The 13,622-nt window shown below is 30.8% G+C and carries 12 protein-coding genes and 2 pseudogenes; 9 read left to right on the top strand and 5 right to left on the bottom strand.

What is annotated here, in order from left to right:
* Positions 1-96: 96 nt before the first annotated feature.
* Positions 97-750, bottom strand: coding sequence for a glycosyltransferase (locus B3W71_RS00865; protein WP_346887054.1), 654 nt, complete (start codon positions 748-750; stop codon positions 97-99).
* 269 nt (positions 751-1,019) lie between these two features.
* Between B3W71_RS00865 and B3W71_RS00860 the strand changes: the two genes are divergently transcribed.
* From B3W71_RS00860 to B3W71_RS00850, 3 genes are all read left to right on the top strand, one after another.
* Positions 1,020-1,481, top strand: coding sequence for a hypothetical protein (locus tag B3W71_RS00860; protein ID WP_346887053.1), 462 nt, complete (start codon positions 1,020-1,022; stop codon positions 1,479-1,481).
* A 17-nt stretch (positions 1,482-1,498) separates the two neighbouring features.
* Positions 1,499-1,930, top strand: coding sequence for a MarR family transcriptional regulator (locus B3W71_RS00855; protein WP_346887052.1), 432 nt, complete (start codon positions 1,499-1,501; stop codon positions 1,928-1,930).
* A 92-nt stretch (positions 1,931-2,022) separates the two neighbouring features.
* A complete protein-coding gene (locus B3W71_RS00850) occupies positions 2,023-3,237 on the top strand; it encodes a NupC/NupG family nucleoside CNT transporter (protein WP_346887051.1) in 1,215 nt (404 codons plus the stop codon).
* Positions 3,238-3,353: 116 nt separating this feature from the next.
* Here the strand turns inward: B3W71_RS00850 and B3W71_RS00845 are convergent, their stop codons facing one another.
* A complete protein-coding gene (locus B3W71_RS00845; protein ID WP_346887050.1) occupies positions 3,354-4,685 on the bottom strand; it encodes an FAD-dependent oxidoreductase in 1,332 nt (443 codons plus the stop codon).
* A 170-nt stretch (positions 4,686-4,855) separates the two neighbouring features.
* On the opposite strand from B3W71_RS00845, the gene B3W71_RS00840 reads away from it, so the two are divergent.
* From B3W71_RS00840 to B3W71_RS00825, 4 genes are all read left to right on the top strand, one after another.
* Complete coding sequence (locus tag B3W71_RS00840) at positions 4,856-5,899, top strand: MerR family transcriptional regulator (protein ID WP_346887049.1); 1,044 nt, start codon at positions 4,856-4,858, stop codon at positions 5,897-5,899.
* Positions 5,900-6,251: 352 nt separating this feature from the next.
* Positions 6,252-6,563 (top strand): thioredoxin, encoded by a 312-nt coding sequence (trxA, locus tag B3W71_RS00835; protein WP_346887048.1) that lies wholly within the window; start codon positions 6,252-6,254, stop codon positions 6,561-6,563.
* Positions 6,564-6,619: 56 nt separating this feature from the next.
* Positions 6,620-7,483, top strand: coding sequence for an NAD(P)/FAD-dependent oxidoreductase (locus tag B3W71_RS00830; RefSeq protein WP_346887047.1), 864 nt, complete (start codon positions 6,620-6,622; stop codon positions 7,481-7,483).
* Positions 7,484-7,632: 149 nt separating this feature from the next.
* Positions 7,633-8,064 (top strand): MarR family transcriptional regulator, encoded by a 432-nt coding sequence (locus B3W71_RS00825; RefSeq protein ID WP_346887046.1) that lies wholly within the window; start codon positions 7,633-7,635, stop codon positions 8,062-8,064.
* Between the two features lie 123 nt (positions 8,065-8,187).
* On the opposite strand, the gene B3W71_RS00820 is transcribed toward B3W71_RS00825, so the two are convergent.
* The 3 genes and pseudogenes from B3W71_RS00820 to B3W71_RS00810 form a co-directional block, all read right to left on the bottom strand.
* Positions 8,188-8,745: a DNA-3-methyladenine glycosylase I gene (locus tag B3W71_RS00820; protein ID WP_346887045.1), complete on the bottom strand. Its 558-nt coding sequence runs from the start codon at positions 8,743-8,745 to the stop codon at positions 8,188-8,190.
* A gap of 56 nt (positions 8,746-8,801) precedes the next feature.
* A pseudogene (locus B3W71_RS00815) lies at positions 8,802-9,268 on the bottom strand (antirestriction protein ArdA).
* 11 nt (positions 9,269-9,279) lie between these two features.
* Positions 9,280-9,483: pseudogene (locus tag B3W71_RS00810) on the bottom strand (hypothetical protein); the annotation flags it as partial.
* A gap of 273 nt (positions 9,484-9,756) precedes the next feature.
* On the opposite strand from B3W71_RS00810, the gene kdpA reads away from it, so the two are divergent.
* Together kdpA and kdpB are read left to right on the top strand one after the other, a co-directional pair.
* Positions 9,757-11,445 (top strand): potassium-transporting ATPase subunit KdpA, encoded by a 1,689-nt coding sequence (kdpA, locus tag B3W71_RS00805; RefSeq protein WP_346887044.1) that lies wholly within the window; start codon positions 9,757-9,759, stop codon positions 11,443-11,445.
* 38 nt (positions 11,446-11,483) lie between these two features.
* Positions 11,484-13,514, top strand: coding sequence for a potassium-transporting ATPase subunit KdpB (gene kdpB / locus B3W71_RS00800; protein ID WP_346887075.1), 2,031 nt, complete (start codon positions 11,484-11,486; stop codon positions 13,512-13,514).
* The last annotated feature ends 108 nt before the right edge of the window (positions 13,515-13,622 follow it).

The following is a 13,622-nucleotide window of genomic DNA, read 5'->3' as shown; positions in this document are numbered from 1 at the left end:
TGTTTCCTTGTCTAACTCAAAATATACTTCCCATATTTGACTTATTATTTATTTTCAGATGCCTAAAAGAATTAATTTAAGTATAGATTTATATAATTATTGTTTGAACTTTTCTGGGAATTGTTTAATTATTCCCTCTGAAATTGTATCAGCCAGCTTAATGATATGATCTACACCTTGATCATATGCTTTAATATCTGCTTTCCAATCCTTATTTACTCTTGCAACAACTGCATCCGTAAGTAGTTGTAGATGTTTATGTAACAGATCTTTTAGAGTCTTATTTGAGTAGTTTGGATTAGCACTACTTAAAAAATCAGCTATTTTATCTGCATTTTCGTACCATAACTTATTATACTTTTCAAAATCCTCTTTGGATCCACTTTTAGCTGCATCGGTAACTTGACCAGCAAGTGTTATATGTTCTCTTAATAATGATGCAAGCTGATTTCCAGCTTCTTCACCGTAGTAAGGCTTAATTGAATTACCAATATCATCTTGATTTCTAAGAAGTCTTTCCAATACATCATCTTTATCTTCTAGGGAAGCTAAATCACTTATAAGAAAACTTCTAGTCCATGATACATGATCCATCCAAAGTCTTCTTTCTGCCCATTGTAAGTCAGTCATTGATTTTGTAAATGGTTTGTCTTTTAAGGATATATATTCTATAGCCTCACCCTGAATAGGGGATAAAAATATAATGGATAAAAGTAAAACAAATAATGAAGCTTTAAAAAATTTTTTCATTTTATACACTCCTTTTTAGTTTAAGTTTTAATTAGTTTATTCTAATTTGCCTATATTTATACGGATATACATACATTATTGTTTTAAGTGAAAAGTGGTAAGTATAAATTTTACATTCCTTAGAATTTGTACCTAGAGCAATGTTTATAGAAATTAATTTTTTTATAAAAGTAATTGACATATTTAATAATTGAGCATAAAATAGTTTGCATAGGAACCAAATTGTTCTAATGCAAACTATTTTAATTTGTTTTATAGGAGATGATATAATGAAAAATTTAGATAAATATATTCTAAAGGTAGGAAAGAAAACTTTATTATTAATTGCAGGATTAGTTTGGGGATTTGCAGGATTTAGAGTATTTACATTAGGTCAAGGAGATGTACAAATAAATCATGGCAATTGGATTATTAGCTTAATTGTTGCTAGCATAGTGTTTTATGTATTCTTTAAATTCATATTTAGTAAAATGTCTAGAAAGCATACTAGAAGAATTATAAATAGTAGCTTACAAAAACATTGTGTATTCTCATTCTTTGATTTTAAAAGCTATTGTATAATGGGATTTATGATATTCTTTGGAATAACTATAAGAAATCTCGGAGTTTTTAATCCTGTTTATGTGGGAACTTTTTATATGGGATTAGGCGGAGCATTATTTATGGCTGGAGTATCTTTCTTAATTAACTCATTAAATTTTGAAAATACTAAGCTAAAATATAATAGTTAAATTTAGGAGAGGTTTATATGAAGTATGATTCGTTTGAAATATCAATGCTCATAAAGGATATATATGCAAGCACCATCGGTATAGTTAGTGAGAATTTAAAAGATAGCGGACTTACCCATCAACAGATAATGGTTATTAAACTAATTGCACATAAGGGGAAGGTTAATATATCTCAATTGTGCGATGAGATGTCTTTAGCAAAGGGAACTGTTTCGGGTATAGTATCAAGGCTAGAGAGCTCTGGATATGTAAAAAAGGTTAAGAATGAAGATGATAAAAGGAATACCTATGTTACATTTTCAGATAAAGGGATAGAATTTGCTAAGGAATTTAGAAATCAAATTAATCAGGGTTTTGATAAAGTATTTAAAAATTTTACGGAAGAAGAAGTACTAGAAATGAGAGATTATTTACTAAAGATAAGAAATAGGATTAAGGAAAATCAATAGAATTAATACAAAGGCTTTAATATTCTAATGTATAGGTAAATTTATTGCAGAGCACAATATAGTAGAAATACTGTAAAGGATAAGGTGATGCAATGAGAATATTAAATAGCATTGTAGGTATTATATTCATATTTGTAGTGGCATTTTTATTATCAAATGATAAGAAAAAAATAAGCTGGAGGACTATCATTATAGGATTCTTAATACAATTAGGTTTTGCTATAATAGTTCTAAAATCAGCTATTGGAAAGAGAGCTTTGGAAAAGGTAGCTATACTAGCAACATCAATTATTGGATATGCAAATGAGGGGATAAATTTTTTATTTGGAGCGATTATACCTAAAGATGGAGGAATGATTTTTGCTTTTCAAGTACTGACAGTTATTATATTTATTTCTTCTCTAGTTTCTGTACTATATTACTTTGGAATAATGCAATTTGTTGTAAAGGTAATAGGTGGAGCTCTAGCAAAGCTTTTAGGAACCTCTAAGCTTGAAACCTTATCAGCAGCTGCAAATATATTTTTATCACAAACAGAATCGCCACTTTTAATAAAACCATATATTCATAAGTTATCTACCTCTGAACTTTTTACTGTAATGGTTGGGGGTGTGGCCTCAGTATCAGGTTCTGTCTTAGTTGGATATTCTCTTATGGGAATTCCATTAGAATATTTGATATCAGCAAGTTTTATGGCTGCTCCAGCAGGGCTTATTATGTCAAAAATGATACTTCCAGAAAATAATACAAAAGCGTTAGAAGATAAGATTGAATTAGGAAAAGATGATTCAGTTAATGTGGTAGATGCAGCAGCAAAGGGAGCATCTGAAGGATTAACTTTAGCTTTAAATATAGGAGCTATGTTACTTGCTTTTATTTCTCTTATAGCTTTAGTAAATGGAATAATAGGATTTATTGGTGGGCTTATAGGTATTAATGGACTAAGCTTAGAAATGATACTTGGATATATATTCTCACCAGTAGTAGCAATTATAGGAGTTCCTTGGAATGAAGCTTTAACTGCAGGATCACTTTTAGGACAAAAAATAGTTTTAAATGAATTTGTTGCATTTAGTAAATTAGGGCCTATGATAGGAGAGCTTTCAGAGAAAACTGCAGCCATAATGACTTTTGCATTATGTGGCTTTGCCAATATATCTTCAATTGCTATTCTAATTGGCGGGATTGGCGGAATAGCACCGAAAAGAAAGCATGAAGTTGCCAAGTTAGGTATAAAAGCAATAATCGCAGGTACTCTAGCAAATCTTTTGAGTGGAACTATTGCAGGTCTTTTAATAGGATTATAGATTTAGTCATATCATCAATAGTATTCAAAGTAACTTTAAACATTATATTTAAATTAGAGTTGAAACTTCACTTTAAGGGTACTTATAAAGTAGTTCTTATAGTGAAGTTTATTTTATTAAATTATTGTTTCATAGTATGGTTCTATAGATTGAGGAAACTTAAAGATATTTAGTGGGTCATATTTAGATTTTACTCTTCTAAGCTTAGGATAGTTATTTCCGTAATATTGTTTCTGCCAATCTATAATATTAAAGTCAGTAAAACCTCTATAATTTCCTACTCCAACTGTAGATAGTAATTTTTTTATATGGTTTGTCCAATTTACATTAGTATTTCTATAGTTATTAGAAGTCCAAATAGATTCTATTTCTAATAGATACAATGAATTTCTGTGAACGAATGCGGTTTCATTTGATTTAATTTTACTTACATTTCCGTTAAGCCCTATAAATTCATAGAATTGTCTAGAATTCTTAGGTGCAAAAATCATTTCGTTATTTAAAATATCCAATATATCTTTAGATAGTGGCTCATAGATAAATGAGCCAGTCGCTTTGAATTTTCTAGGCCCTGTGCAAGGATTATTCCATTTGGCTATAGCATCTTTATATGGTACATATGCTATTTCTATTGATCTTATAGGTGCAACCCTTAAAAGAGGGGTTAGTATATTTGTCAGCTCACCTTTTTTACCAAAAAACTGACCACGAGATAATAATGAAATATTACCATTAGCTTCTTTTTCATAGGTTAAACTTGTTGTCAATCTAGGATCTGTATAAGGTGTAAATTTTTGCCATGAATCTGTTACATCAGTAAAATATCTATAATCCCATTCTATGATATAGGTTGAGACATAGGATATTGGAGTAATTCTATAAGTCAAGGATACTGGTATTCCAAAGTTTGAAGCAAGTCCACCTTTTACAGCCCAAAATAAATCTTTGTTGAAAATTTTATTTGCAATTAATTTTTTACCTTCATAATTTATCATCTCTATTTCTAATAAATTATCACAGGAAAGACCAAGAAGTCTTGATGCAAAGCCTACTCCGCCACAGCTAGTTAAACTACTAAAGCCTACATCGCTACAGGTTCCAGAAGGAATTGTATAGCCCCTATCTACTAATTCTGAGTACATTTTACCACTTGTTATTCCGGCGCCTAGTTTAGCAGTATTGTTATTTTTATCAATCAAAACGTAATTAATATTACTTATATCTATTACGATTCCATTATTTATATTTGAATTTCCCTCGTAGTCATGTCTGCAGCTCCTAATTCTAAAAGGCAAATTATTGGATAATACAAATCTTAATGCATTTGAAATATCATATTCAGAAAAACAAAAGATTATAGCTTTGGGAAATTTCTTTATGGCTAGATTAAAGTTCTTACTTGCTTTAAGATATAAAGGATTATATGGACAAATAATATTATTTATCATAATATATCAAATACCTCCTTTTAAAGCTGTTTAATACAATTTATGTACTTTAAAATATAAAGTGATTAATTAATAGCATGATTTAGAAATAGATTTTTTATTCTTGACTTTAGCCTTAGACGAAAGTTTACAATAAATATTAATAAGATAATATTTAAGGGGTTGAAATCATGGATGATATGTATACTATACGTGAAGTGGCTGAATTGTTTAATATAACTACGAACAAAGTTAGATTTTATGAGAAAAGGGGGTTACTAAATCCATTAAGAGATGTTGATAATGAGTATAGAAAGTTTAATCATGAAGATATAATGAAGCTACAATCAATATTACTTTATAGGTCGATAGGTCTATCAATTAAGGACGTTAGAGATATATTAAAATCTTATGATAATATGAGTTACTTAAATTACTTTAACAATCAATGGGAAGTAGTTAATGATGAAATTCATAGACTAAGTACTATAAGAAAATCTTTGGAGAATATAATAGATAAACTTTATGAGGCAGAGCAGAATGTAAATGAAGATATATTATATGATATAGGTGAAGCAAATAAATTAAATGATATAAAGAATAATTGGAGAGATAAATGGAACTTTAACAATTGGGCTAGAACGTATGATAAGTCTGTATCAGAAGATAGAGGTGAGCTAAAAATATATAAAAATTATCAAAAGATATTACAAAGAGTGTATGAATTAGCTGATAGTTCATGTATAGATAAGCCTCAAGTGCTAGAAATCGGTGTAGGCACTGGAAACTTAGCTAGTAAATTTTTGGGAAAATGCTATAACATAGTAGGAGTAGATCAATCAAGAGAAATGTTATGTGTCGCTAAGGAGAAATATCCTAAGTTAAAGGTAAGAATAGGCGAATTTCTAAAAATTCCCTATGGTGATAGATATTTTGATATTATTGTTTCTACTTATGCATTTCATCATTTAAATGAAGAGGAGAAATTTATAGCTATAGAAGAAATGATTAGAGTTTTAAAGAGTAATGGTAAAATAATTCTTGGTGACTTGATGTTTAAGAATAAAGCTGAAAAAGCAAATATATTAAAATCTTTATCGAAGGAGCAGGTGGAGGAAATAGAAGATGAATATTATTCTAACATAGATTTTCTGAAGAAAGAATTTGAGAGATATAATAAGAACTTAAGCTATGAAAAAATAGATATGCTTAATTATATAATACAAGTTAGTTAAAATATCATAGTGTTGTATTTAAAATTATAGCAATAAAAATTCTATTTATGTAATCTTGTTAGGAAGATTATAAAGTCTATTAAATGTTAAAAACTGCATATGAAAAAATATTATTTCAGTAAATAAAACTTACTTAAGTATCAAATAATAAGTTTAGCGGGTTTACTATTATTAAATATTAAGATGTAAGATTTTGCTATATATTATAATATAGCTTTACAGTAAAAATAATTTCTAAATAGCTACTTGACATTTACACTATAAACATGTAAATTGGTATTAACAAATTAAATTGCGTAAAATTCAATTTATATAAATGGTATTTCAAAGATGAACTTTAGGAGGAATAAGAATGGTAAAGATAGTTAATTCAAATGAATTTAATGAGGAAATAAAAAGTGGTGTAGTAGTAGTAGATTTTTTCGCAACATGGTGCGGACCTTGTAAAATGCTAGCTCCAATATTTGAGGATTTATCAACTGAAATGAATGGAAAGGTTAAATTTATTAAGGTTGATGTAGATCAATGCCCTGATGTAGCGATGAAATATAATGTAGCTTCAATTCCTACAATAGTAGTATTCAAAGATGGAAAAAATGTAAATACTATAGTAGGTTTTGTACCAAAGGAAAAAATAAAAGAGACTGTAGAAGCTTATCTATAATAAAAATATAGGAGTGTATTCCTATATTTTTAACCTGTAAGTTGGAGGAAGAAGCCATGAGTGAAAGATATGATATTGCAATAGTTGGTAGTGGACCGGCAGGAGTATCTGCAGCCTTAAATGCAAAAATAAGAAATAAGAGCTTCGTAATATTTGGTAGCAATGAACTCTCAAATAAATTAGTAAAAGCTCATGAAATTAATAATTACCTAGGTTTCTATGGTAAAAGTGGTAAAGAGATTCAAGAGGCATTTAGCAATCACTTAAAATCTATGGACATACAGATAACAGAAGAAAAAATAAATAATATATATGCTATGGGAGATTATTTTGCTCTAATGGTAAATGATAAAATGTATGAAGCGACTTCTGTAATATTAGCTACAGGAATTCAGTATGGTAACCTATTCCCAGGAGAAGAGAAGCTTTTGGGTAAGGGTGTAGGATACTGTGCTACATGTGATGCTCCTCTTTATAAGAACAGAGTAGTTACAATAATATCATATAGCAAAAAAGAAGAGGAAGAAGCAAACTTCATTGCCACTTTAGCTTCAAAGGTATACTATGTTCCTATGTATAAAGAAGCTGTAGAAGTAGATTCATCTATAGAGATAGTAAAGGATACACCAGTAGAAATAATTGGTGAAGATAAAGTAGAAAAGTTAATCTTAAAGACAAGAGAAATTACTACAGATGGATTATTTATATTAAGAGACAGCATATCTCCAGGTCAATTAGTTCCAGGATTAAAGATTGTAGATAATCATGTAGAGGTTGATAGACAGATGAAAACTAACTTAAAGGGTTGCTTTGCAGCAGGAGACATAGTAGGAAGACCTTATCAATATATAAAATCTGCAGGCGAAGGAAATGTAGCTGCATTATCAGCAGTTTCTTATGTAGATTCAAAGAAAAAGTAAATCTAAATATATTTGTATGGATTATTTATCATATTATTCAATTTATTTGTTGTGTTGACATATAAGTTTTAAAATTGTAAAATAATCTCAAACACATGATTTATTAAATGTTAATTTTAATAAATCATTCTGTGAAATGGGGAATTTATATGAAAAATTGTGAGTGTATTAAATTAGAAAACCAAATATGTTTTTCTCTATATGCGGCATCTAGAGAGGTAATAAAGTTGTATAAACCTATCCTTGATAAGCACAATCTTACTTATACCCAATATCTGGCCATGCTAGTACTGTGGGAAGAAGAAAAGATGACGGTTAAAGAGATTGGTAAAAGACTACACTTAGATTCTGGTACTTTAACTCCATTATTAAAAAAGTTAGAATGCATGGGTCTAATAACAAGGCATAGAGATGTAAATGATGATAGGGTAGTTATAATAGAATTAACAGAAGCTGGATTAAAGCTAAAAGGCGAGATTTTAGATGTGCCAGGGGAAGTATTTTGTAAGCTTAATATCTCTTGTGATGAAGCAAATGAGCTTAAACAGAATTTAGATAATTTATTACAAAGCTTAGAATAATAGAACAAAGAAAATTAATATTCATACAAACATAGTTAAAGAAAATGATATATATCATATTATGTGTAGAAATATAAAACCCTTTAGTTTATGCTAAGGGTTTTTCGTATAGTATATTTGTTATTAATCCTTTTTCTTATAACAATAATCCATATGGTCATCAACTATCCCAACGGATTGCATGAATGCGTAAACACTCGTTGTTCCAAGAAACTTAAATCCACGTTTCTTTAAATCTTTACTAATTATATTAGAGAGTTCTGTTGAAGCAGGAACATCTTTTATATGTTTCCAATGATTAACAATAGGTGTATTATTGACAAATTCCCAAATATATTTATCAAAACTTCCATGAGCTTCTTGAATTTTTATAAAAGCTTTTGCATTCGATACAGCAGAATTAATTTTCAATTTGTTTCTTATAACACCTTCATTAGAAAGTAATTGCTCGATTTTTTCTTGCGAGTAATTAGCAATCTTCTTATAATCAAAATTGTCATAAGCTTCTGTAAGACTATCACGTTTAGCTAAGATTGTAGACCAACTTAAACCAGCTTGCATACTTTCTAAAATTAGCATTTCAAATAATTTATTGTCATCATGAACAATATTTCCCCATTCATTATCATGATAAATAGTTTCTAGTTCATTGGTATTTGCCCATTCACATCTTTTTTTCATTTCTTTCCTCCATGCTTTTTAATTATTATATCATACCTTAATAAATAAAATAATTCCTATTGTAGGTATTCAAATACACCATGTGAGGTAATAAGATAGTTACCCTCAATTTCCATATCACGACCTAATGCTTCATAATCTATGTAGTTTTGCAGGTTAGAGGGGATTTCTCCTAATTGCCCTGTTTAACGTGCTACACCTTCCATAGAATCGCAATCGTTAAAGCAGATAATGTCGTCCTTATTTTCCAGCAATTCTTCCAAACTACTAAACCACATTCCTTGAATTTCTTTGAGTTAGATGTTCCCTCTAATTCAAGAACCATTTCACATAGGCGATTAATTTCACTGATAGGTGTGTATTCTCCAGCTTCAAAAGGGAGTTCATAGTCATGTATAGCGTATTCCTCATACTCACCATTTAAACCGATTCGCTCAAAATCAATGGGAGAAGTGAACCATGCACCAACAAGTTCACACTCGTTATATTTGCCTAAATTGGCAATATAGACTTGCATTTCCATACAGCTTCCTCCTACTCTCCAATGATTTTGTTGAATAGGTTCAGAAGTACATCTTTTACCCCTCCTGCATTGAATACCAGACCAACCGCAATCAGTGCGATAATCAAAAATCCGATTAGCTTTGAAAACTCTCGTTTAAATCCTAAAAATAGACCAATCACAATAATCGCTAGTAAGACTAATGATTGTGCATTGGATAAAAACCAAGTGTATAAATACTATTTTTTTATTTATTAAAAGATATGTAAAATAACAAATATTTTATCAATTATTACAGGAAGTATCTGTAAAAATAAATACTTATAAAACCTTAATGAGTTATATATTTTCTTTACACAATCTTTATATGCCCCCTGATAGAATTAATTTATGTTAGGAATGAATTGAAAGAAGGGACGTAAGTTGGAAGTTATTTTAGCATTTTCAGGTATATTAATGATTTTATTATTAATTTATCTTTTCTACGTTTTATTTAAGGGTGAGAAATTATGATTTGGACTGTATTACAAAATGTAGTATATGTAGTTTTACTTGTCGGCCTTGGTATACCGCTTGGGAAATATATGTACAAGGTTATGAAGGGAGAGAAAGTATTTCTATCAAAAATACTTGGGCCTGCTGAGAAAACTATCTATAAAGTAATGGGGATAAATGAGTATGAAGAAATGAATGCAAAAAAATATGCTATATCTGCTATAGCATTTAGTATATTCGGATTTATAATTGTTTTTACATTACATCTATTACAAGGTGCATTACCATTAAATCCTGAAGGAATACCAGGTACAAGTGTAGATTTAGCATTTAATACTACTGCTAGCTTTGTAACAAATACAAACTGGCAAGCTTATTCAGGACAATCTTCATTATCATATTTAACTCAAATGATTGGATTAAATGTACAAAACTTTGTATCTGCAGCTACAGGAATCGCAGTGTTATTTGCCTTGATAAAAGGATTTACAGGTAAAGAGATAAAAACTATAGGAAACTTTTGGAGTGACTTGGTAAAGAGTACTTTATACATTCTTATACCTTTAGCTTTAGTAGTATCTTTAATATTAGTATCACAAGGAGTTGTTCAAACCTTCTCGGAATATAAAGATGTAGTTTCTCTAGAAACAGGAGAGACTTTAACTATTCCTCTAGGACCAGCAGCTAGCCAAATTGCTATTAAACAACTTGGTACCAATGGAGGTGGATTTTTTGGAGTAAACTCAGCGTTTCCACTTGAAAACCCAACACCATTATCTAATATGGTCCAGGTGTTATCAATACTTTTAATTCCAGCTGGACTTTGTTTTACTTTTGGATTTGCAGTTAAGGACAGTAAGCAGGGAAAAGCAATATTTAAAGCTATGCTTATTATATTTATAGCATGCCTAGTAGCTATCACTGCTAGCGAAATTATGGGAGCTCCAAAATTTGATGGGGTTGCTGTTTCTGGAAGTATGGAAGGAAAAGAAGTTCGTTATGGTATAGGAGGCTCATCTCTTTGGGCAGCAGCTACAACATCAGCATCAAATGGTTCAGTTAACTCAATGCACGATAGTTATACTCCACTAGGTGGTATGGTTACAATGTTCTTAATGCAGCTTGGAGAGGTTGTATTTGGAGGTGTTGGATGTGGGCTATATGGAATGATTGCCTTTGCAATACTAACTGTATTTATTGCAGGACTAATGGTTGGGCGTACACCAGAATATCTAGGTAAGAAAATAGAACCTTTTGATATGAAGATGGTATGTATTGTCATTTTAACACCACCACTATTGATGTTACTAGGAACTGCATTAACTGTGATGTTACCAAACGTAAACCAGTGGTTAACTAACTCAGGAGCACATGGTTTCTCAGAAGTTTTATATGCATTTACATCAATGGCAGGAAATAATGGTAGTGCATTTGCTGGATTTAATGCTAATACACCATATACAAATATTATAGGGGGATTAACCATGCTTATAGCTAGATTTGTTCCTATGATAGCAGTTATATATCTTAGTGGTAATTTAGCTAGTAAGAAGAGCATTCCACAAAGTGATGGTACTCTTGAGACAAGCAACAGAATGTTCATCGGGCTATTAATTGGTGTTGTGATTATCGTAGGAGCATTAAGCTTCTTACCAGCATTAGCATTAGGTCCAATAGCTGAGTTTGCTAAAACATTTAGATAGAGGTGAAAAAAGTGAAAGAAGTAAATTCAAATAAAAGTATGTTTATAGATTCAATAAAACAATCATTTAAAAAGCTTTCACCTAAAGTACAAGTTAAAAATCCTGTTATGTTAGTAGTTTATATAGGAGCTATTTTTACAACTGCTTTATATCTATTATCCTTTGGTGGAATAAAGGATGAAGCAAGTTGGTATACCTTAACAATAGCATTAATATTATGGTTTACTGTATTATTTGCTAATTTTGCAGAAGCTATTGCAGAAGGCAGAGGAAGAGCTCAAGCAGATAGTTTAAGAGCTTCTCGACGAGATGTGAAAGCTAAAAAACTAAAATCTGCAAATGTAGATTCTGAATGCACAGAAGTACTTTCAAGTGAACTTAAACAAGGAGACATTGTACTTGTAATAGCTGGAGAGCAAGTACCTATGGATGGAGAAGTAATTGAGGGGGTTGCATCAGTAGATGAAAGTGCAATCACGGGAGAATCTGCTCCAGTAATTAGAGAATCAGGTGGGGATAGAAGTGCAGTAACAGGAGGTACAACGGTAGTATCAGACTGGTTAATGATAAAAGTTACAGCAGAAGCTGGAGAAAGTTTTTTAGATAAAATGATAGCAATGGTTGAGGGGGCATCTAGAAAGAAAACTCCTAATGAAATTGCACTTCAAATATTATTAGTAACATTAACAATTATATTTCTCGTAGTATGTGCAACCTTATTACCATACTCAAGTTTTGTAAGTAAACAAGAAGGTGCAGGTAGTGCCATATCATTAACTAATACTGTAGCCTTGCTTGTATGTTTAGCACCAACTACTATAGGAGCTCTATTATCTTCTATAGGAATAGCTGGAATGAGTAGATTGAACCAGGCTAATGTACTTGCAATGAGTGGTAGAGCTATAGAAGCAGCTGGAGATGTAGATGTATTGCTTCTTGATAAAACAGGAACTATAACTCTTGGAAATAGACAAGCAAGTGAATTTATACAAGTGGAAGGTGTAACAGAGAAAGAATTGGCTGATGCAGCACAGTTATCATCCATAGCAGATGAAACTGCAGAAGGAAGAAGTATAGTTGTATTAGCTAAAGAAAGATTTGAAATAAGAGGAAGAGATCTTTCAAATATGAATGCTGAGTTTGTCGAGTTTTCAGCAAAAACTAGAATGAGTGGAATAAACTTTGGTGGCGATAAAATTAGAAAAGGTGCAGCTGAAGCTATAAAGATATACGTAACTGAAAATGGTGGAGTATATCCTAATGAATGTGAAGAAATAGTACAAAGAGTTGCTAATGCAGGCGGGACTCCACTAGTAGTAGCTAAGAATAACAAGGTATTGGGAGTAATTTATCTTAAAGATATTGTTAAAAATGGAGTAAAAGAAAAGTTTGATGACCTTAGGAAAGCAGGTATTAGAACCATAATGATCACAGGTGATAATCCTATGACAGCAGCGGCAATTGCTGCAGAAGCTGGAGTAGATGATTTTATGGCAGAAGCAACTCCAGAAGCTAAGTTAGAGCTTATCCGTGATTATCAAGCCAAAGGACACCTTGTAGCGATGACTGGAGATGGAACTAATGATGCTCCAGCTCTTGCACAGGCCGATGTAGCAGTAGCTATGAACTCAGGAACTCAAGCAGCTAAGGAAGCTGGAAATATGGTAGATCTAGATTCAAGTCCTACAAAGCTTATTGAAGTTGTAAGAATAGGAAAGCAACTTTTAATGACAAGGGGAGCCCTTACTACCTTTAGTGTAGCTAATGATATAGCAAAATACTTTGCTATAATACCAGTGCTATTTTGTGGGATTTTTCCTAAGTTATCAATGTTAAATATCATGGGACTTACTAGTGCAACCAGTGCTATTCTATCAGCTATTATATATAATGCATTAATTATAATAGCATTAATACCATTATCATTAAAAGGTGTTAAATATAGTGAGATGGCAGCAGGAAAATTGCTTTCAAGAAATATGCTTATTTATGGTTTAGGTGGATTAGTAGCACCATTCATAGCAATAAAATTAATCGATATGATACTAACAGCCTGTGGAGTAGTATAAAAGTGTCAATATTAAATGAAATTATGTTTAAATTAGGAGGTGAAGGGGCTTTAGTAAAATATATTACTAATCTTATATAAAGTATTGAAGATGCACTTTAATATTATT

Source organism: Clostridium sp. UBA1056, assembly GCA_002316385.1.
GTDB lineage: Bacteria > Bacillota > Clostridia > Clostridiales > Clostridiaceae > Clostridium_J.
The sequence above is the reverse complement of the archived record's forward strand: the minus strand, read 5'-3'. Positions and strand labels throughout refer to the sequence as shown.

Bases quoted from the DNA above. Each gene is read 5' to 3' on its own strand.
- B3W71_RS00865 (WP_346887054.1), bottom strand. From the start codon at position 750: ATGAAAAAATTTTTTAAAGCTTCATTATTTGTTTTACTTTTATCCATT.
- trxA (WP_346887048.1), top strand. From the start codon at position 6,252: ATGGTAAAGATAGTTAATTCAAATGAATTTAATGAGGAAATAAAAAGT.
- B3W71_RS00855 (WP_346887052.1), top strand. From the start codon at position 1,499: ATGAAGTATGATTCGTTTGAAATATCAATGCTCATAAAGGATATATAT.
- B3W71_RS00825 (WP_346887046.1), top strand. From the start codon at position 7,633: ATGAAAAATTGTGAGTGTATTAAATTAGAAAACCAAATATGTTTTTCT.
- B3W71_RS00840 (WP_346887049.1), top strand. From the start codon at position 4,856: ATGGATGATATGTATACTATACGTGAAGTGGCTGAATTGTTTAATATA.
- B3W71_RS00850 (WP_346887051.1), top strand. From the start codon at position 2,023: ATGAGAATATTAAATAGCATTGTAGGTATTATATTCATATTTGTAGTG.
- kdpB (WP_346887075.1), top strand. From the start codon at position 11,484: ATGTTTATAGATTCAATAAAACAATCATTTAAAAAGCTTTCACCTAAA.
- kdpA (WP_346887044.1), top strand. From the start codon at position 9,757: ATGATTTGGACTGTATTACAAAATGTAGTATATGTAGTTTTACTTGTC.
- B3W71_RS00860 (WP_346887053.1), top strand. From the start codon at position 1,020: ATGAAAAATTTAGATAAATATATTCTAAAGGTAGGAAAGAAAACTTTA.
- B3W71_RS00830 (WP_346887047.1), top strand. From the start codon at position 6,620: ATGAGTGAAAGATATGATATTGCAATAGTTGGTAGTGGACCGGCAGGA.
- B3W71_RS00845 (WP_346887050.1), bottom strand. From the start codon at position 4,685: ATGATAAATAATATTATTTGTCCATATAATCCTTTATATCTTAAAGCA.
- B3W71_RS00820 (WP_346887045.1), bottom strand. From the start codon at position 8,745: ATGAAAAAAAGATGTGAATGGGCAAATACCAATGAACTAGAAACTATT.